Source organism: Pseudoalteromonas sp. 2CM28B (genome assembly GCF_023161935.1).
Genome location: NZ_JALNTH010000067.1, coordinates 1 through 20,355, shown reverse-complemented (window position 1 = coordinate 20,355; position 20,355 = coordinate 1). Strand labels below are relative to the sequence as shown.

Genomic DNA, 20,355 nt, shown 5'->3' with positions numbered 1-20,355 from the left:
CCCCGAACCCCGAACCCCGAACCCCGAACCCCGAACCCCGAACCCCGAACCCCGAACCCCGAACCCCGAACCCCGAAATACAGGCACAAAAAAACGGCGCTTAAACAAGCCCCGCTTTTAAATGGTTTAGGCTATTTCTTCAACCTTTAACCTAGCACTTAAGCTACTTTTTTCTCTTCTATGCTCGCAAGGTATTCATCAAACGTGCCTTGAAAGTCAATTACCTGCTTGTCTTTAATATCAACAATACGGGTTGCCAGTGACGATACAAACTCACGGTCGTGACTTACAAAAATAAGCGTGCCTTTAAAGTCTTTTAGCGCATTGTTTAGCGCTTCAATGGCTTCCATATCCATGTGGTTAGTTGGTTCATCCATTATCAGTACGTTAACGTCTTGCATCATTAATTTACCAAATAACAAACGGTTTTTTTCACCACCTGAACAGTTACGGGCTTTTTTATTTGCATCGTCTGCGGTAAATAATAAACGCCCTAACATGCCACGAACCATTAAATCGTTGTGTTTAGCAGTTCGCCACTGCGACATCCAATCAAATAAAGTTAAGTCGTTATCAAAGTCTTTGCTGCTGTCTTGTGGGCAGTAACCAAAGGTCGCGTTTTCTGACCATTTAACTTCACCGTGTAAACTTTCAAGCTCGTTAACTAAACACCGTAAAAAGGTGGTTTTTCCCACACCGTTTTCGCCAATTACCGCAAGCTTTGCACCCGCTTCTAGCAATAAGTCGCCGCCGGTAAATAACGTTTCACCGTCAAACCCATGGCCAAGCTTGGTTAGCTCAAGCGCTTGGCGATACATTTTTTTGCCCTCATCAAAGCTCAGTGACGGGCTCATACGGCTTGATGCTTTAACTTCATCAAGCTTAATTTTATCCATTTTTTTAGCGCGCGAGCTGGCTTGTTTTGCTTTAGAGGCATTAGCACCAAAACGGTTAACAAAGTCTTGCAGCTCGTCAATTTCAGCGCTTTTTTTCGCGTTTTCAGCTAATAACTGTTCGCGTTGCAAGCCTGAGGCTTCAAGGTACTTTTCGTAGTTACCTGGGTAAATACGCAGCTCGCCGTAATCAATATCGGCCATGTGCGTACATACCGAGTTTAAAAAGTGACGGTCATGGGAAATAATAATCATGGTACATTTACGTTGGTTAAGCTCATTCGCAAGCCACGTAATAGTATGAATATCCAAGTTATTAGTTGGCTCATCAAGTAGCAAAATATCAGGATTTGCAAATAGCGCCTGTGCTAACAGCACACGCAATTTCCAACCAGGGGCTACGTTTGCCATTAAACCATAATGAAATTCTTTATCGATACCCGCATCAAGTAGTATTTCTTCTGCGCGACTTTCTGCGGTGTAACCGTCCATTTCAGCAAAGATGCTTTCAAGCTCTGCCACTTTCATGCCGTCTTCTTCGCTCATTTCAGGCAACGAATAAATACGGTCGCGCTCTTGTTTTACTTTCCAAAGCTCAACGTCGCCCATAATTACCGCGTCAACTACGCTGTATTGTTCAAACGCAAACTGATCTTGGCTTAGGTTACCTAATTTTAGCCCCGGCGTAATAGATACATTACCTGCACTAGGCGTAAGCGCACCGCTTAAAATTTTCATAAATGTCGACTTGCCGCAGCCGTTAGCGCCAATTAAACCGTAACGGTTACCGTTACCAAATTTAGCTGAAATGTTTTCAAACAACGGCTCTGCGCCAAACTGCATCGTAATATTTGCGGTGGAGATCAAAAAAAGGTGTCCTAGAAAAATACTGACAGGGTTATGGGCGCAGCAGGTGCGAAAATAGACCAGGCAATAGGTGTAAATAAGGCGGCAAATTATACAGGCCAAGTATACTAAAGGCTAGCCTATTTAAACGTTAACTCACTTGATTGTTTTTAAGTACGGCTTTATTGTAATAAAAAATATCAAAAAGAGTGAGTTATGTCGCCCGCAAAAATTCGTAGCGAAGTTATAAAACTTAGTAAGCTAAGTGTAAAACAGCCAGATTATTACTTTATTCAGGGTTACTTTTTAAGATTAGGCTTACTGCCCGACATAATAACGCCCACTAAATGCAGCTTGTTTTGGCTGAGAAAAAGTAAATGAAAATGAAAAAAGTGAAAGGTTACGAGCGGCGGGCTTCGAGCGACGAGTAGCGAACACAGCCTAGCGCCTTTGGCTTTCTCATTCAGCGCAGCGCCTCTTCTTCCTCTGTGGTGAATGAATAAATTAAAACATAAACTGGTAGCAGCGGGTTTACCCCGCGTCTCTATGCTTAATGACCTAAATCTGACGCGATATAAAATCGCTGCTACAGAATAATATTTGGCTTTTTTATTTCCTCTTTCAGCGCAGCGCCTCTTTTTCCTCTGTGGTGAATAAATAAATTAAAACATAAACTGGTAGCAGCGGATTTACCCCGCGTCTCTATGCTTAATGACCTAAATCTGACGCGATATAAAATCGCTGCTACAGAATAATATTTGGCTTTTTTATTTCCTCATTCAGCGCAGCGCCTCTTTTTCCTCTGTGGTGAATAAATAAATTAAAACATAAACTGGTAGCAGCGGGTTTACCCCGCGTCTCTATGCTTAATGACCTAAATCTGACGCGATATAAAATCGCTGCTACATAATAATATTTGGCTTTTTTATTTCCTCTTTCAGCGCAGCGCCTCTTCTTCCTCGTGGTGAATAAAATAAATAAAAACCTATTTACCACCGAGGTCGCAGAGTACACAGAGAAAGTGATTAAAGGGGAAAGGTAAAAGTTCTCGGACGGCGGGTTTTGGGCTATGGGCATAACTTAGCACCTAGTTACTTCCCCAGAAGCTAGCGCCTTTTACCTAGCGCTTCTTTGGTGAATACATCACTTAAAATTAATTTACGTGAATAAAAGTACATTATCGGTTTTAGTGTTCAGTATAAAACAGATAAGTTATGATTATCTTAGTTTTTACTAATGGTTTTTTATTTTGAGCAATAATATTTTTCAACAAATAGTTAATTACTTGCAGAAAAATAGCGACATTGAAGTGGTGTGGCTGTATGGCTCTCACGCCAAAGGTACAGCACAACCTCATAGTGATATTGATCTTGCTATCGCTTTTAAAAATTTTGATCTTAGCTCGTTTGATAAACGACTCAGGCCAAAAGAGCTCGAGCTAGAAATCAGCAATGCGCTTAGCCTAAACGAACAGCTTATTTCAATCGTTGATATAAACTTAATCCCCAGTTACCTTGCATTCAATGTAGTAGAATACGGGCAGGCCATTTTAGGCAAGAATAGCCTTAGAGCGATGAAAGAGCAGCAGCGTATTTATAGCCAATTTGAATTTGAGATGATAGCGAGTAAGCATGATTGATACAGGAATAGCGCTTTATATAAGTGAAGTAACACGACATATTGATGAATATATGCAAGAACTCGACGAATTAAGCCAAATAGATCAACTTAATAATAGAGACTACCGTGCCGCAGAGCGTTTGTTACAGTTAATGACAGAAGTGTGTATTGGTTTATCTAAGCACTGGCTTAAAAAGTATAAAAACACGACAAGCAGTAATGCCTACCAAACATTTAGTGAACTAACGCAACTCGGTGTTTTAACCGATAATGAGTTGCTTTCATGGCGTAAAATAATCGGTTTACGCAATGCGCTTGTGCATGATTATTTGAATATAGATCAAGAAATTGTGAAGACGATTATTAAAAAACGACATTATGTAACTATGCACTTGTTTAGCCAAAAAGCGATGGCCGAATTAGCAAGCTGATTGAGGTTAAAGGGGAAAGGTAAAGTTCTCGGGCGGCGGGTAGTGGGCTACGGGCACAACCTAGCACCCAGCGCCTTCTCTTTTCAGCGCAGCGTCTCTTCGCCCTCTTTGTGAATAATGACCTTGCGCGGCATAAAGCCCGTCTACGATAACTGTCAACGTTAATCATATCGGTAGGCGGGAGTTTACCTCGCGCTTTTAATTTAAAAACAATTTTGCACCACAGAGGTTCTTGAGGCGCTTTGCGCTACACAGAGGTGGAACGGTATTTTTTAAGCATTTCTCTGTGAACTCTGTGTTCTCGGTGGTAAATATTTATTTAACCTGAACTCTGGTTAAGAGATTTACTAACGTATTGAATCAAAAATGATATTTATGTTTATTTTTCTCTAGCCAGAGATTTCCAGTGAAAACAAGACGAAATTACGCGTCAATAGCTAGCCTATTGCAAGTAAATTCAACGCAGTTAGCGCTGAAAATAGCTGCTTGAGATTGATTTATTATCCAGAGTTCAGGTTATTTAGGCTTAATCTGACGCGATATGAAATCGCTGCTACTGGATACGAGCAACGGGTTGCGAGCTTGTGCAAACAGCCTAATAACTAGTAATCTCTGTCACTGTCCTAAAACCTAAAACCTAAAACCTAAAACCTAACACCTATTACACTCTTAGTGTTTATGAATGTAGGCGGGAGTTTATAATCCGGCTTGTGATTGTAGTCTCAGAGTTTGCTCGCACGAAAAGCGCAGCTTTTAAATGTTGCGAAATCTAAGCGTTTAGTAATGTGGGTAAATGGCTTGTATAGCGGATTTATTTGGCTTAATTAACTCATTTATAACTTGTAACTCTACTTGGCTAATGGTTTTTTTACTTAGCATTAAATGAGTAGAACTCTTATTGATGGCCGCCATATTAGTAACCGCTTCTATTGCTGGGTATTGGTTTAAAAAATATTGTGCTGCTACTTCGTCTTCTATTGCGTAATCCACTCTGTTTTTACTAAGCATTGCAAAGCGTTTATCGGCTGTGGGCATCATAATAACGTGAGCAGGATGATTTTGTTTAAACTGCGCAAATGCAGCGCCATAATAACTGCCACGGTTAACCGCCAAGGTTAAATCTTTATAAAAAAAATCGCTAATGTTATTTAAATCAGGCGATTCGGTGTATTTATACAGGCGAACTACTTCATCACGATAGGCATCGCTAAAATAGGCAAAATCAGCTCTTGCTGATGTTTTACTCGCGGCAAAAATAACATCAATACGGCCTTCTTTTAATTCTTCAAAAGCGCGCGATGAGGTAGGCAGCAACACAAATTTTAAACAAAAAGATGAGCCGTTAAAAATCGTGTTCAACACGTCAATTTCAACGCCTGTTAAATTGTTTTTTACTGCCACCACATAAGGCGGCCAGTTGCGTTCATTAGTACCCACCTTAAGTGTTTTGTTACAGGCAAATACGCTACAGCTAAAGATTAGTAATACAACAAAAGCGACTTTAAGCATTTTATTACTCTAAAAAATTACAACACTTTAGTATAAACCAAGTTGTAAATATAAACAGGGTTAGGTAGTTGTTATTAAAAGGCCAGCAGCTAAAGCGATTGCACGTAATGTAACCTTTAAAACGCTTGGTAAGCTTATAACGGCTTAAATAAACGTTTATTCAAGCCGTTACACTGCAGGGTAAATAACAGCCATGTTTTTAGTGTGGATTAAGGTAAGTGTTTAATTATCGCTACTCATTCAAATAGCGCCGAAGCGTTTATATAACTTTAATACTTTCAAAGATGTAGAGTTAATAGGTAAAAGTGTAAATAACATTGGTTTATAACAATTAAACAGTGCTTTTTTGTAATGAAAACATACTACTTAGGGCGTATATATTGCCGTAGCTCTATATTTTTAAATGTTGATACTGTAGATTAGTTATAAATGAATACCAGATTAATAGCTCGCGCTGTTAATATATAAACCAAGGAGCGGTGAATTTAGTGCCTACTAAAACACTCAATTACTACAATCAAAACGCACAAAGTTTCAGCGATTCAACGCTTAATGTTGATATGTCGGCGCTTTACGCTGAGTTTTTACCGCTTATCCCTAAACATGGCCATATATTAGATGCAGGCTGCGGTAGCGCCCGCGATGCCATGTATTTTAAACAGCAAGGTTTTACTGTTAGCGCATTTGACGCAAGTCCCGAGCTTGCAAAGTTAGCCAGTAATTACTTACAACAAGCCGTAGAGGTTAAAACCTTTCAGCAGCTAAATTGTACCAATAAGCACGACGGCATTTGGTGCTGCGCGAGTTTATTACATGTACCAAAAGCTGAGTTACCGCAAGTGTTTTTAAAACTGCAAAATGCCCTAAAACCCAATGGCGTTTTATATGTATCGTTTAAATATGGCACGCAAGAGCGTGTACATAATGGCCGTGAATTTACCGATTTAAATGAAAGTGCTTTAACTGCGTTAATTAACAGCCACACAAAACTTAAAATACTAAAACAATGGCAAACGGTCGACCAACGCCCAGAGCGCGAGAGTGAAGTATGGCTCAATGCCCTAATTAAAGCAGTGCCGGTTTTATGATTGGCGCAATGCAGCAGCAACTCGACTTTATTGCGTATATTCAACGCATGCTGGTTGAGGGCGATTTTAGTGCAACCTACAAATTTGCATTGCTGCATGCTTTGGCTGATGTATGTGTTGAACAGCCACTTCAATCAGAGCAAAGTGAATTGGTCATAGAACTGCCAACACTTGCTGACAAACTCATTACCTTGTATTGGCATCATGCAATGCCGTTTCCCTCAGAACATACTGGTGAAAGTGCATTGCTTTTACAAAATACCGGTGCGCAATCAAAAGTAATTAGCGTATTGTTTGAATGCCAACAAAACAATATTCGTAACTTACGCCAGCTAAAGCAAAGTGGTTTTTACAAGCCGACTTTTAATGCCGCTATGGCAACCTTAAAAAGTGGCCCACTTTGGCGCTTACAAATACTTGCCAAGCAAGAAGAGTGCTTTTTATATCCGCACACTAAAAGCTCTAAATACATTACTTTGAATGCAGGCATTGCTAGCTGTTTTAGGCGTTTTTACGATCTAGTAACGTATTTAGCTAAAAATGCGTGGCTACAAAAAATTCAAAGCATAAAGCACAACCAAACACTTATTGGCCCGCAAAGCCAACTGCATGACTTTTTATTTGGCTTTGACCGCAATGCACTCACTAAAGCAAAACCTGTTTTGGTAGAGCTGCAATCAAACAGCTGTTTTTATTGCCAAAAGCCAATGAAAAACGATGTTGAAGTCGATCACTTTATACCGTTTGCCCGCTACGCTAACGACTTAGGCCATAATTTTGTGGCAGCGCATCGCACATGTAATAACAATAAACGTGACTTTTTAGCTGCACAGCAGCACCGCGAGCGTTGGCAAAAGCAAAACTTGGTTGTTAACAGCCAAATTATTAGTAACGAGCTAAGTGCGTATTTTCACTGCGATGCAGATAAATCTCTCGCAGTAAGCAATTGGGCCTATCAGGTGGCACAAGCCAACAACGCAAAATTATGGCTTGGGAATAAAGACCATTTTGAACAAGCAAAACCAACTGCTGAGTTGTTTACGTTTCCAAATGCACCACAACCTGAATTAGATCAAGTCGCTGAGCCCGAAGTTAGCTTAAAATCAATTGATGATGTATTAAAGCTGCCGTACTTCCCCAATATAAAAATAGCCTGTGGGCATTTTAAAACAGGGGATGAAAGCGATATGGAGTTGATGGACGCGCCACTTGGCGCGGGCAAGCTTGATCCAAACGTGCACTTTTTAGCACGCGCTTCGGGCAACTCTATGAACGGCGGTAAACACCCAATACTTGATGGCGACTTATTGTTACTTGAGCTTATAACTTCCGATAGAGCCGGATCACTTCGCGGCCAAATAGTCGCGATAGAGCGAGATGATATAAGCGGAGATGGACAGTATTTACTGCGCAAAGTTAATAAATTACCAAACGGGCAATATGAGCTAATTGCTCAAAACCCCGATTACGAAGTAATGATTGCCGATGAAAGCATGCGAACATTCGCACGGTTTAAACAAGTGGTTGCAGAGTAGTTGTAGTCGCGCTTTTACTTGTAGACGAAGAGCTTGCTCGCGCGAAAAGCGCAGCTTTTAAATTTGTAGGTTCTGGCGTAGGCGGGAGTTTACCTCGCGCTTTTAAGTGTAGGAATTGGCTTGAGCCGTGATTTATATATGATTTTGGGAAAGGGATTAAAAACCTCTATTCGAGGTTTTATCGCGTTGGCGATGGCAACCAAAGAGAGGCTACCGCCGACCTCTCTCTGGACTCTCTCGGCGCACCCGAGGATCACACTGTATCCTCAAGTTAAAAATTGATGTGAACGTAAACGCCGTGTATTCGCCATCCATGGCGAAGTCACGGCTTAACTTGCATCCATGCAAGTGATTACTCATCAATTTATAACTTTCGGGTGTGATCACGGGGAATTGGAGTATGTTGGTAGATTGGTAGTTATAAATGTAGGCAGATTCACTTAAATAAGTGTTACTTAAAAACTTAACAATAAATAACTTAAATATATGGAAACTGTATGTCGAATACCTATTATGTATATTCGTTAAAAGATCCAAGAACAAAGCCAGCAAAGGTTTTTTATATTGGAAAAGGTACAGGCAGTCGAGCGACAGATCATCTTAAGAAAATAGATGAAACTAGAAAAGGTAAGTTTATTCAAGAAATTTTAGATTCGGGCTATTCTCCGGTAGTAGCTAAAATTGTAGAGCAGCTGACTGAAGAACAGGCTTTTCAAATTGAGCTCGAATTAATTTCAAGCTTTGGCACTATTGATACAGGCGGTACTTTGTATAACAGTGTTATACCAAAGTCGATTAGGCGAAAGGTAGATAATGAAATTACAGTGCCAAGCGGTGCATTAGAAAAAGCTCAACTAGGTTTAAAGTTACTCAAAGATTCTATTTCTTTATTATCAGAAGAGAACCCCAATGGAATAACAAACTCAGATTGCGCACATTATTTAGGCCTTCAGTCAGATAATGAAGGCAAGCAGCAAGATTATCTAACGTATAGTGTGTTAGGGCTTCTAATAAAAGAAGGTTCACTGGAAAGTTATAGATTAGGTAATAAAAGAAAATACAAGAAAGTTTGAGATAAAATATAACTCAAATAATTAGGAGTAATTTAATATGGACACCAATGAGCCAATTATACAACCATTCAGAGCTAATGCTCACTTGTTAAAACTGCTCGGTGATGAGCTAATAGGGGACGATAGATTAGCTGTATTTGAGCTTGTAAAAAATTCTTATGATGCTAATGCTTTAAGTGTTGATGTTACGCTTAATTTAGAAGTGGAATCACCGAACATTGTAATCTGGGATCACAAAGGTTTCGGTATGACAAAGGACGATATTTTAAATAAGTGGATGGAAGTAGGCACTAATAGCAAAAGAAACGATAATAAAGTTAGAACTCCAGAATTAAATCGTCTTCCTCTTGGTGAAAAAGGTGTCGGTCGCCTTGCTGTTCATAAGCTTGGAAAAAAGTTGACGATTAACACTCGCTCCAAAAACTCAGTTGAGTATAAGATTCAAATAGATTGGCCTAGTTTAATAAGTAAGGCTGAATATATTGAAGATACAAGAGTCACTATAACTCCGCTGGATGAACCCGAATATTTTATAACAGAGACTGGTACTCGTATCGAAATTGGTGAGTTAAATAATATTCATTGGACACGCGGTGATTTAAGAAGATTAAAACGCCTTCTAACAAGCCTAATTTCACCGTTTAAAACTGTATCTGATTTTAATGTAAATTTGTCGGTTCCAGGAAGAGAAAAAGACATAGCGGATCTGCTAGAAGCCAAAGATATACTAGATAAAGCACTTTGGACATATGATTTTATTATAGATGAGTCAGGAAATTTTTCTTCAAGCTACAAGTTCAATCCTCCCCAAACATTTAAGGAGCTAGCTTCCTCAAGCAAAAGTGAGGATGAATCTCGTTTGGAGCTTTTAGAGCCGACTAAAGAGGAAGAATTAGCTAGAGACAAGGTAGTTCGCGAATCATTACTATTAAATCCTGAAGATATAAAAAACATTGGTCCGATATCGGGAACTTTTTATGTTTTTATGAAAACACCAGCTATTCTTGCTGCTGTCGGCTCGCCACAATTGATTAAAGACTACTTGAAAGAACAGTCTGGGGTGCGTGTATATAGAGACGGTATTAGAGTATTCAATTATGGAGAAGGTAAAGATGATTGGCTTGGGCTTAATGCTGGAAGGATAAATATGCCTGGTCAGAAAATTGATACGGGTATGGTCATTGGCGGTGTTGACCTAGATTTAGAGTTAAGTAAAGGTTTAAAAGAAAAAACTAATAGAGAAGGGTTTGATGAAAATGACACATACAAACGCTTCAGATGGATAATTGCAAGCATCGTAGAAGACTTTCAGTTAAAACACAGGAAAGACCGTGAAGCACTTGATCTCTATTTAAAAGGTAACGTGAAAGATGCTTCACCTGCTACGACTAGATTCGCTGAAAGCATCACAGATATTAAAAATACTCTAAAAAAACATAATCTAGAAGATGAAATTGGCAGTAAAGTCAGGCAAATTGAATCTGATTATCTGCAAATGCGCGAAGTAACTCTCAGTTCAGGTATTGCTGGAATAAATCTAGCTGTCATTTTCCATGAAGTTGAGCGTGGAGTCGATGATCTTAACATCTCTATCCGCCAGTCAGATGATTACGCTACACTATTAAAACGTGCTGAACATTTAGCTGAACTATTAGAAGGCTTTGCTCCTTTATTGAGAAGGAATGAGCAAAAAACATTTAATATCAGAGCTTTAACTCAGAAAATTATAACCTTAAATGCTCATCGTTTTGAGCACCATAAAGTGACAGTTTCTTGCCCTATAAATAGCGAGGAGTCTGATTCATTTGAAGTGACAGCTCCATTTGGTCTATTGCAGGCCACCCTTACAAACCTTGTAGATAATGCTATTCATTGGACTAGCTTAAAGGCTGAAAAAGAAGGTAAAAACTACACTCCAGCAATAAGAATTGATAGCTTAACTAATTGGTTTAAAGAAGGGCCAGCAATTGTAGTTATGGATAATGGGCCTGGTTTTAGTCTTACACCTGAAGAAGCTATTCAACCCTTTAAAACTTCTCGACCTGGAGGCATGGGCGTCGGCCTTTATTATTCAGATAAAGTTATGGAGAGTATTGGAGGAAGGCTCCAAATATGCGAACCCGAAGATTTAGAGCTGCCAGAGTCTTTTCAGGGAGCTGCAGTAGTAATGATTTTTAACCAAGGAAAGTAGAATGATCTGTTTACCAAGCATAGTTTTAATTGATGACACTAAAGATGATCTGGATGAAATTCAAAGTAGTTTAGTTCAGGCTGGGTATCCATGCTTCCCAATCCTCTATCAGAATGATGAACCGAATAATTTATCTGGTATTGATCATGTGAAAATAGAAATGATTAATCCCCGGGTTATTATTACAGATTTAAATTTACAAGAACTACAAGTTGATGCTGTAAAGCTGGTAGGCCCAATAGTTGAAGTTCTTAAAAAATTGGCTTCAGATGGTCCATATTTACTTTATTTTTGGTCTAAAAATGCAAGTACTGTAGAAAAAGTAATGGAGTTGATATCAGAAAGGTATTCAGACCTCAATTTTCCTTTATATTGGGGGGTTCTTGATAAATCTGAATTTAAGTCAAAAAAACAAAATCTAACGAATAAAGTAGCCAAGTTATTCGTAGAAAACCCTATGTTTAATGCGTTATTCAGTTGGGAGAATAGAGTTACAGTTGCAGCTCAAAATACTGTTGATTCACTCTTTAAATTAGCAAAACCGGTAGAAATAAATGATATAGCTCAATTCCAATCTGAGACAACTACTAATCTACAAGAAATGTTAGCAGTTATTGGTAACGAAACTATCGGTATTCAGAATGCCAAATTGGAGCCTGAAGTTGCTATTGAACAAGGGCTAGAACCTGTTCTTTACGATCACATTGCTAGTAATGTGAATATTGATCCTGCCATTTGGCGCGATGCAGTTAAAGAGATTGGCACAAAACTCAGAGCAAAAGAAAGTGTGAAAGCTTTTTTAAACTCTTTTTATCATATTGAAGAATTAACAGAAGGTTCACCAAAAAATAAGAGAGGTAGTTGGATTGAACTCAATCATGACTACTTTAACGATAAAAATAATGAGTTAAAGATCAAGCGAAACTTAGGTAGAAAGATTAAAACTTTGATAAATGAAGAGTTTATAGATAATACTCAGGGCACAAAAGATACAAGAGCACAGGCTCACGAAGCAATTACTTTGGGTTTTCTTGAGTTATCAGCTGAGTGTGACCAAGCTCAACGAAAAACAAAACTAAATAAATATTTTTTATCAGCAATGATCCCTTTAGAATATGAAGAGTTTACTAAATTTAGAGGTGGTAATAGTGATACTAAACATGCAGGAATATACAGAGTTCCAAATGTTAGGATTAATGGAAAAGAATATATCATTAAAGTTAGCTTTCTCTATCAAGTAGGCAGTATACCAGATGTGAGTAAGTGGCTTGGAAAGCCATTATTCAGGCTTAAAAATCAAATTTTATCTGATATTAGTTTTAAAGCCTCTCAGCATGCAACTCGCCCTGGAATCATTCGTTTTGATTAATTAATTCAAGCAGAACCTTACCTATCTGCTGTGCCAAATATGGTGGTACAGCATTTCCTACCTGTACATACTGATTAGTTCTCGTTCCTTCGAAAATATAATTATCAGGGAATGTTTGTAAGCGTGCGGCTTCTCGAACACTTAAACTTCTACATTGTTGCGGATCGTAATGTACGAAGTAGTGACCATCCTTTGAAATATGGCTTGTTACGGTAGTTGCATATTTATCTGCAACTTGTACTCTAAAACGGTCAGCGTGTGTTCCTGTATCCCAATTTGCATGGGCTGGAGCTAACTCTTTTGGAAAGTGGCGAGATTTAGGTGATGAGCCTTCAATTTGAGCATATACGGCACAGTAAGCGTAGCGAAGTAAATCATCGACCATATGTCCTCTGGTTTCATGGTTTAGCACTACGTTTAAATTAGGGTCTATATACCAAGCTTTTAATGACTCTGGCATAGCTGGAGTTTTGTCGCTTAAAGCAGTTTCTATTCTAGACAAACCGATTTTTGGTTTGAGATTTAAGCTATTTGCTGATTCTGGGTCAAATTGTTTTTTCAGAATCCGCTTTAACTTAGCTGCATTTTTAGTAACAGCTGTTTCCCAATCTTTTGTATTGTCTTTTTGCTTTGAAAAACCACTGCGTAAATTAGGCAAATCATCAATAGCTTGTTTTACAGTAACTTGATGTTCGCATAGTTTTAGTGTTTCTGGAGTAGCTTTAATATCCTCACGCACACCGAGTAAAATCACACGATGCCTTGCTTGAGGTATACCGTATTGCTCACAGCGAATTAAGAAATCGGCAGAGTCCTTGTATTGTGGGTCTTTTGGGTTCTCGGCATCAACCACTAATGAATAAATTTTATATTTTGGAATCTTTTTTTGTTTAGTTACGGAGCCTGGATTTCGCAAGTCTTCTAATATTTGTGGAAACATGACTTGGCCGTTTACTTTTGCTGTGAGGATTCCGCGAACATTCTCCATTACAAAAATATCTGGTTTAGCTAGGCTTATTACCTGTAAATATTCTTTGTATAAAAAGTGACGAGCATCATCTTCTGCAATATAGCTTTTATTTCCGGCATTACGTGAGCGGCCAGCTAATGAATATGCTTGGCAAGGAGGGCCACCGATTAAAACTTTCGGACCTTTGTGTTGTTTTACGAGTTCTTTTATGCGCTTATGAATAAGCTTATTGTCTTTGCCCAGTTCTTTAGCGCCATTTAAAGTTTCTTGGTTGGCTTCTGTTGCAATATCAGGGTGAAAATCAAATAGCTCATTACGTGTAATTTTCCCATGTAGGTAATCGTAGTAATTATCTAATGGTTGGGACTTAGTTTTAAGTAATCTGAAAAAAGCGCGAGTAGTTAAGGTTTGATGAGCATTTACATCTTTCTCAACAGAAATACCTATTTGAAAAGGTGATTTACCATCTTCTGTTTTAGCTGCGGAAATTCCTTCGCCAAGTCCACCAGGACCTGCAAATAAATCAATAACAAGAATTTCACCGTTTTCCATAACCAACTAAACAACTACAAAATAAAAAGACGATGAATCATACCAGGCCTTATTTATCCTATAAAGTGTTATATGGGATAAATTGAACAATCGCCCAAAATAGCAACTAATAGTTATAAATTAAAGACCGCTGCCAAGACAATTCCCCGTGATCACACCCGAAATTGAATTAATGATGAGTAATATCAGCGCATGGATGCGCTTTAAGCGATGCCTACACACGGACGTGTTTCATCGCGTTTACGTTCATATCATTAATTTGAATTAAGGAAGTAGTGTGATCCTAGGGGCGCCGAGAGATTCCAAAGAGAAGTCGGCGGTTACTTCTCTTTGGTTGCCGTCGCCAACGCGACATGTATAAATAAAGGCGTCGAGCGTCGAGCGTCGAGCGGGCTTTGAGTATTAAAAGCGGCGCTTTTCACGTCAGTAAGCTGCACGTCTACGGTAAAATTTAAAGACCGATGCTAAACCCCCTTGATCACACCCAAACTGGAGAGCGTACATGGATGTGAAAGTTGTGCCTTACACGGCGTTTACGTTCATATCAATTTAGGCTTTGAGGAAAGTGCAAAATGCCCGGGGCGCCGTGGGTGACGAGTGACCGAAACGAGGTTTCGCAGCGCGAGGAAGTGGAAGCATGGATGCTGACAGGAACCCAGCTTCAGGGATGAATTACTTGCAGCAGAGTTGATTTAAAGACAAACCACACTTAGGTTGCCGTCGCCAACGCGACATGTATAAATAAAGTAGACGAGTATCGAGTTGCGGAGATCGGGTTTTGCCATTAAAAGCTACGCTTTTCACGTCAGCAAGCTTAACGCCTACGGTGGGAATAGGTAAAAGGTTTTAGGTTAAAGGCGCTAGTCTGAATTTATAGCCCGTCGCTCGCTGCTCGAAACCCGCTGTCTTCTCTTTGTACAAATATGGTTTTAAGTGATTTATTCACCACAGAGATTAAGAGGCACTGCGTTTTAGAGGTAAACACAAAGGGTCTAATGTAGGTCGTGCTTTAGCGCGTCAATTTTCAATATTAGACATTGTCGCCATAAATGACGACCTACAAGGAAGTGCTGGGGGGTTGCCCGCCGCTCGCCGCTCGTATCCCGCCACCCTCGGTGGTAAATTCGTTTTAAAGCAATTATAGCTAATGCTGGTTCCTATGGTGAAATTAACTACTATGATAATTTAACGCGATCATTTCAATGTCGTATGTTTGCATTGTTTAGATGTCGTATGTTTGCTATATTTTGTCTAAGCAACGAGAGTAATTAATATGACAATAGCAAGTAAAGTAACCACAAGAATAAATCGCTCGAAGCGTTATGTTTTTGAGCGCGCTGATTTTGCTGATATTGCAGGTTACGACCAAGTTGGCCGTGTTTTAAAAAAGCTGGTAGATAGTGGCCAGTTGTTACGTATTGGTTATGGGCTTTATACTAAAGCGCGAGAAAATCGCATTACTGGTAAGTTAATGCCAGCATCACCTGCGGGTGCAGATGGTGTCATTTTAGAGGCTATTGAGAAACTGGGCGTTGAGTATCAATTCGATGAATTTACACAACGCAGTCTTAATGGTGAAAGCTTACAAGTTCCCGCTTCATTTAAAATAATGACCAATAGCCGCTTTAAGCGTAAAATTGTTGTAAATAATAGCGCTATTAATGCGAGTTGATAGTGATTTATTTTTAGATGTAGCGGATGCTCTTGGTATGGGTAACCCTGCTATTGTTGAAAAAGATTACTATGTAGTTGCATTACTTAAGCTACTTTGTGAGCTATCTTTTGATACGCATTTTTTAGTTTTTTCAGGTGGTACGGCATTAACAAAGTCAGGCATTAAAACTCATCGAATGTCTGAAGATGTTGATATAAAAATTATTCCCAAAGATTTAACTGCTAACACGTCTAAAACTAAAAGAAAAAAGGCTAGAAAAGCGCTCCACTTACAGTTAATTGCTGCAATTAATTCACATGATTATTTTTCTGTAGAAAATACTCCAACTGTTTTTGATGAATATCGATATCAACAAATTGATATTCGCTATCCTCAAGCCCATTCAAAAGCCCCATGCTTACGACCGTTTATTAAATTAGAGCTTATTGAAACGTTACTTTTTGATAATGTACAAAGCCGCAATATATCTTCTTTAGTGAACGAGGTAACTCAACAGGCACCAGAAGTGCCGCTGATGGACTTTTCTAGTATTGAGAGTACACAAGCTGAAAAGTTAGTGTCTATGCTTAGGCGCACAGCGAGCTTTGCACGTGATAATAGAAGAGACGATGATCCTGCGCTAATTCGCCATGTTTATGATACGTATTATATTCAACACGCTGGGTTGGCGGATGCATCAGGTGTGGTGCCTTTAGTCAAAAAAGTCATAGCAGAAGATATTACCCGTTACGGTAACCAGCATTTAGAATTTATGGCAGAACCGATTATTGAACTTAAGTTTGCCTTAGATGTATTGCAAGTGAACTCACTCTATGAAACGCGTTTTAATGAATATGTTGTTCCAATGGTTTATGGTAGTCATAAATTGGTGTGGCAAGAAGCATTTGATGTATTCAAATCATTTTGTAAGATTGTTTTGAATGATATTGAGCTTTAACCATCAAATTTAAAAAGCGCTGTATTTTCACAATCACCACACACTAATGAGTAGAGCTCTTTGCGTTTACTCACTTTGGTATTAGCACTGGTACATTGCGGGCAAGACGTTTTCATTGGTGTATTGATATCGCACTCACCGCATGTAACAAAATAGCCGTAGCGACCTGAGCGAGGTTTAAGCGTCGTTTGATTGTTGCACTGCTTACACTGTAAATTTATTTCATTGGCAATATTTGGTTGCTCTTGAGTTATTGGTGCAATAGCTGCTGATTCATCTTGATAAATCGGGCTTGGCTCGTTGAGGTTTGATGTTATTGCGTCAGGTTTTAACTGTGTAGAAGGGGCAATATTTTGCTCTAAAAGAAACTCACAGATCCTAACTAGGCTTTCTTCACTAAACCAAGGACGAACATTAGTTGAGAAAAAGTGTAGGGCATTTGGTGTTGAAGCAGGTAACTTCATTATGTCTAAAAGCTTATCAGCTATAAACTCAGACTTAACGAGACGCTCTTCAAGCGTTTTTGGCGTGTTATCTCGATTAATTATGGCATTACTCGATATTGCACAGATGCTATGCCATTCACGGCCACCAAAGTTTTGTTGTATTTTACCAAACATCTTTGGCAGAAGTTGAGGAGCATTGTCTTTTACTAAACTTTTTAGTAATGTCAATTGTAGCTCGACTTGTTTGATAGGTGACGGCATGCCTTGCCATTTCCCACGGTAACTGCGACTCCACTCTTGATGTTGGTTTATTGCAACTTCACCGGTAATACTTTTTGATTCAATAAGAATAAACCCGTAGGTGTAAACAACCAGATGGTCTATCTGTGCGATTTCGCCGTTGTGTTTAAACTTTACATCATTAAACACAAATACTTGAGAGTGGTCTTTAAATGCGCGACGTAAGTAAAATGCTACGTCTAGCTCTTGTTTTTGACCCGCTTTGATCTTAGCGGAAGTGGAAGTTGATAGAGCTTTATCTTTTAAAATCATGCGACATCCTTTCTGTCATATATGTTTAAAGCATATCACTGAAGTACCTAATAAAAATACTGTTGAAGGATTTTTACTCGCCCTATTTCATTTAAAAGCTGCGCTTTTCGCGTCAACAAGCTTAACGCCTACATTAAAATTTAAAGACCACTGCCAAGACAACTCCCCCGTCATTTTGCCCGAAAAGACTCAATTGATGAGTAATCGATTGCATGGCGGAATTTTGTTCCCGACAAATTCCAAGTACCTAAATCCCTTTAGGCAATGCAATCAAAGCCGTGACTTCGCCATGGATGTGCCTGTCACGAAGTTTACGTTCATATCAATTTAGACTTTGAGGAAAGTGCAAAATACTCGGTGCGCTGTGGGTGACGAGTGACCGAAACGAGGTTTCGCAGCGTGAGGAAGTGGAAGCATGGATGCTGACAGGAACCCAGCTTCAGGGATGAATTACTTGCAGCAGAGTTGATTTAAAGACAAACCACACTTAGGTTGCCGTCGCCAATGCGACATGTATAAATAAAGTAGACGAGCATCGAGTTGCGGAGATCGGGTTTTGCCATTAAAAGCTACGCTTTTCGCGTCAGCAAGCTTAACGCCTACGGTGGGAATAGGTAAAAGGTTTTAGGTTAAAGGTGCTAGGGCCTAGTCTGAATTTATAGCCCGTTGCTCGCGGCTTGTCACTCGAAGCTCGCTGTCTTCTCATTTACTCTCATTACCTCTCTTTGTGCATATATGGTTTTAAGTGATTTATTCACAAAGAGATTAAGAGACGCTGCGCTGAAACGAAAGGTCAAACGCTCTAAGTTAATGGTAAAGGGCGCTAGGGTTTGCACAAGTCCACAAACTCATACAATGAGGCAATTAAGTGTCTTAATTGCCTCATTGTATGAGGCGATTATATGGCGTAGACTGTAACTAATTTATTTTAGGGCAAACGCTTATGTGGATATGGCAACAACAAGATTGGCCGAATTTTACGTGGGATGAAAAACAGCTTGCGCCGTTATTGAGAGAGCTTTGTTTTAACCAAGGTGTGCTGGTTGGTCGCATGGATGGGCAAAGTACGCAGCAAAAACAGCAAGCACTTGATACTTTATTGGCTAATATTATTCATTCAAGCGCAATTGAAGGTGAAAAACTTAATGCGTTTTCGGTACGTTCGTCACTAGCTAAAAAACTCCACATTGATGAGCAGCCTTATCCAACCACAGTGCAAAGCGATAATCTTGCAGAGATCATGTTGGATGCAATTAATAACACCGATACACCGCTTGATTTAGAACGTGTGTTGAATTGGCATCGTTTATTGTTTACAGGTGAACAAGGATTATTTACTCAAATAGCGGACGGTCAATTACGTGGCAACGAGCCAATGCAAATTGTATCAGGGCGATTAGATAGACCCGTATTACATTTTACTGCTCCACCAAGAGATGTTATCGAAAACGAACTCGCTGTTTTTTTTAATTGGTTTAATGCAGGTTATAACGATCGACACGAAGACCCTTTTATTCGTGCTGCTATCGCTCATTTGTGGTTTGTAACCTTACACCCATTTGAAGATGGTAACGGGCGTATTACGCGTCTTATTACAGATTTAGCGCTTGCTCAAGAGCATAAAGAGTCGATACGGTTCTATGCGATGTCGGTGGCAATTTTAGAAGATAGAAAAGGCTATTACGAGGTCTTAGAGGCAACACAGCGTGGTGATTTGTGCATTACACAGTGGATTACCTGGTTTTTAAATACGCTCAATAAAGCAGTTGAATCTACTCTGAAGAATATTGAGCAAACTGTCGCTAAAACTAATTATTGGTTTAAAAAAGATCAAACTAGACTAAATGAGCAACAAGTAAAAGTGCTTAATAAATTACTTGATGGTCAATTTGAGCAGGGAATCAGTGCAAGTCAGTATCAAAAAGTGGCTAAGGTAAGTCGCGCGACGGCGACGCGTCATTTATCAGATTTACAAACACTGGATTATATAAAGAAAACCTCAGCGGGCGGTCGCAGTACTCGGTATAAAATAGCCAAATGACTTTAAAAAGCTTAAAGCTTTTATCTTGGTTCTGTAATTCAAAGCCCTACTATTTCAAACACGATAACACTAAGGTGAGGCAATTAAGTATGCTATTTGCCTCATTTTTTGAGGCAAATAATGGCGTGAAAGTAATTTAAACGCTGCGCTTTTCGCGTCAGCAAGCTTAACGCCTACGTTGATAAAGGCCGCGGGCTTCGAGCAGTGAGTAGCGAGCTTTACAAACAGCCTGATATCAGCCCAGAACCTAGAGTCTACTCTTTTAGCGCAGCGTCTCTTTGCCTTCTTTGTGAATAATTTACTAAACCCTATTTGAACACAGAGAAGACAACGGGCTTCGAGCGACGAGTAGCGAGCTTTACAAACAGCCTGATATCAGCCCTGAACCTAGAGCCTACTCTTTTAGCGCAGCGTCTCTTTGCCTTCTTTGTGAATAAATCACTTAAAACATGTTTGCACAAAGAGAAGAAAATGAGGAGTAAATGAGAAAGTGGAACATCAAACTGGTAGCAGCGGGTTTACCCCGCGTTTTGTGTTTAATAACCTAGGCCTGACGCGATATAAAATCGCTGCTACCAAGAATTATCACCACGTAGCAGCGGGTTTACCCCGCGTTTTTGTGTTTAA

Annotated in this window: 14 protein-coding genes; 10 read left to right on the top strand and 4 right to left on the bottom strand. The window is 39.4% G+C overall.

Annotated features, from left to right (window positions below):
- Window positions 1-158: 158 nt before the first annotated feature.
- A complete protein-coding gene (locus tag MTN96_RS35850) occupies window positions 159-1,760 on the bottom strand; it encodes an ABC-F family ATPase (RefSeq protein ID WP_282452159.1) in 1,602 nt (533 codons plus the stop codon).
- Window positions 1,761-2,988: 1,228 nt separating this feature from the next.
- Here MTN96_RS35850 and MTN96_RS35845 point away from each other — a divergent pair.
- Entirely contained in the window at window positions 2,989-3,378 is a 390-nt protein-coding gene (locus MTN96_RS35845) for a nucleotidyltransferase domain-containing protein (RefSeq protein WP_248534701.1), read from the top strand.
- On the top strand, window positions 3,371-3,790 hold the full coding sequence (locus tag MTN96_RS35840; RefSeq protein ID WP_008113534.1) for a DUF86 domain-containing protein: 420 nt from the start codon (window positions 3,371-3,373) through the stop codon (window positions 3,788-3,790). The genes MTN96_RS35845 and MTN96_RS35840 overlap by 8 nt, the downstream gene beginning before the upstream one ends.
- A gap of 777 nt (window positions 3,791-4,567) precedes the next feature.
- Here the strand turns inward: MTN96_RS35840 and MTN96_RS35835 are convergent.
- The gene (locus tag MTN96_RS35835) at window positions 4,568-5,299 is read right to left on the bottom strand and encodes an ABC transporter substrate-binding protein (RefSeq protein WP_248534699.1); all 732 of its coding nucleotides are present in this window, start codon (window positions 5,297-5,299) and stop codon (window positions 4,568-4,570) included.
- A 488-nt stretch (window positions 5,300-5,787) separates the two neighbouring features.
- On the opposite strand from MTN96_RS35835, the gene MTN96_RS35830 reads away from it, so the two are divergent.
- The 5 genes from MTN96_RS35830 (at window position 5,788) to MTN96_RS35810 (ending at window position 12,555) form a co-directional block, all read left to right on the top strand.
- Complete coding sequence (locus tag MTN96_RS35830; RefSeq protein ID WP_138564254.1) at window positions 5,788-6,387, top strand: bifunctional 2-polyprenyl-6-hydroxyphenol methylase/3-demethylubiquinol 3-O-methyltransferase UbiG; 600 nt, start codon at window positions 5,788-5,790, stop codon at window positions 6,385-6,387.
- Window positions 6,384-7,922, top strand: a complete 1,539-nt coding sequence (locus MTN96_RS35825; protein WP_069439070.1) for a S24 family peptidase — start codon at window positions 6,384-6,386, stop codon at window positions 7,920-7,922. Before MTN96_RS35830 ends, MTN96_RS35825 begins: the two co-directional genes overlap by 4 nt.
- A 497-nt stretch (window positions 7,923-8,419) precedes the next feature.
- The gene (locus MTN96_RS35820) at window positions 8,420-8,995 is read left to right on the top strand and encodes a GIY-YIG nuclease family protein (protein ID WP_069439071.1); all 576 of its coding nucleotides are present in this window, start codon (window positions 8,420-8,422) and stop codon (window positions 8,993-8,995) included.
- Window positions 8,996-9,032: 37 nt separating this feature from the next.
- Window positions 9,033-11,186, top strand: coding sequence for an ATP-binding protein (locus tag MTN96_RS35815; RefSeq protein ID WP_069439072.1), 2,154 nt, complete (start codon window positions 9,033-9,035; stop codon window positions 11,184-11,186).
- A 1-nt stretch (window position 11,187) separates the two neighbouring features.
- Entirely contained in the window at window positions 11,188-12,555 is a 1,368-nt protein-coding gene (locus tag MTN96_RS35810; protein ID WP_069439073.1) for a hypothetical protein, read from the top strand.
- Here the strand turns inward: MTN96_RS35810 and MTN96_RS35805 are convergent.
- A complete protein-coding gene (locus MTN96_RS35805; RefSeq protein WP_069439074.1) occupies window positions 12,539-14,077 on the bottom strand; it encodes a DNA cytosine methyltransferase in 1,539 nt (512 codons plus the stop codon). The two genes, MTN96_RS35810 and MTN96_RS35805, sit on opposite strands and share 17 nt — an antisense overlap.
- A 1,273-nt stretch (window positions 14,078-15,350) precedes the next feature.
- Here MTN96_RS35805 and MTN96_RS35800 point away from each other — a divergent pair.
- Window positions 15,351-15,749, top strand: a complete 399-nt coding sequence (locus MTN96_RS35800; protein WP_008113525.1) for a DUF6088 family protein — start codon at window positions 15,351-15,353, stop codon at window positions 15,747-15,749.
- Window positions 15,739-16,689, top strand: coding sequence for a nucleotidyl transferase AbiEii/AbiGii toxin family protein (locus MTN96_RS35795; protein ID WP_248534697.1), 951 nt, complete (start codon window positions 15,739-15,741; stop codon window positions 16,687-16,689). The genes MTN96_RS35800 and MTN96_RS35795 overlap by 11 nt, the downstream gene beginning before the upstream one ends.
- Here MTN96_RS35795 and MTN96_RS35790 read toward each other — a convergent pair.
- On the bottom strand, window positions 16,686-17,687 hold the full coding sequence (locus tag MTN96_RS35790; RefSeq protein WP_248534695.1) for a nuclease-related domain-containing protein: 1,002 nt from the start codon (window positions 17,685-17,687) through the stop codon (window positions 16,686-16,688). The two genes, MTN96_RS35795 and MTN96_RS35790, sit on opposite strands and share 4 nt — an antisense overlap.
- 943 nt (window positions 17,688-18,630) lie before the next feature.
- Here MTN96_RS35790 and MTN96_RS35785 point away from each other — a divergent pair.
- A complete protein-coding gene (locus MTN96_RS35785) occupies window positions 18,631-19,728 on the top strand; it encodes a Fic family protein (RefSeq protein ID WP_248534693.1) in 1,098 nt (365 codons plus the stop codon).
- Window positions 19,729-20,355: the final 627 nt, after the last annotated feature.

What these genes read in the sequence shown, in the direction of transcription:
- MTN96_RS35840 (WP_008113534.1), top strand. Translation starts at nt 3,371, where the DNA reads ATGATTGATACAGGAATAGCGCTTTATATAAGTGAAGTAACACGACAT.
- MTN96_RS35835 (WP_248534699.1), bottom strand. Translation starts at nt 5,299, where the DNA reads ATGCTTAAAGTCGCTTTTGTTGTATTACTAATCTTTAGCTGTAGCGTA.
- MTN96_RS35825 (WP_069439070.1), top strand. Translation starts at nt 6,384, where the DNA reads ATGATTGGCGCAATGCAGCAGCAACTCGACTTTATTGCGTATATTCAA.
- MTN96_RS35820 (WP_069439071.1), top strand. Translation starts at nt 8,420, where the DNA reads ATGTCGAATACCTATTATGTATATTCGTTAAAAGATCCAAGAACAAAG.
- MTN96_RS35815 (WP_069439072.1), top strand. Translation starts at nt 9,033, where the DNA reads ATGGACACCAATGAGCCAATTATACAACCATTCAGAGCTAATGCTCAC.
- MTN96_RS35810 (WP_069439073.1), top strand. Translation starts at nt 11,188, where the DNA reads ATGATCTGTTTACCAAGCATAGTTTTAATTGATGACACTAAAGATGAT.
- MTN96_RS35805 (WP_069439074.1), bottom strand. Translation starts at nt 14,077, where the DNA reads ATGGAAAACGGTGAAATTCTTGTTATTGATTTATTTGCAGGTCCTGGT.
- MTN96_RS35800 (WP_008113525.1), top strand. Translation starts at nt 15,351, where the DNA reads ATGACAATAGCAAGTAAAGTAACCACAAGAATAAATCGCTCGAAGCGT.
- MTN96_RS35795 (WP_248534697.1), top strand. Translation starts at nt 15,739, where the DNA reads ATGCGAGTTGATAGTGATTTATTTTTAGATGTAGCGGATGCTCTTGGT.
- MTN96_RS35790 (WP_248534695.1), bottom strand. Translation starts at nt 17,687, where the DNA reads ATGATTTTAAAAGATAAAGCTCTATCAACTTCCACTTCCGCTAAGATC.
- MTN96_RS35785 (WP_248534693.1), top strand. Translation starts at nt 18,631, where the DNA reads ATGTGGATATGGCAACAACAAGATTGGCCGAATTTTACGTGGGATGAA.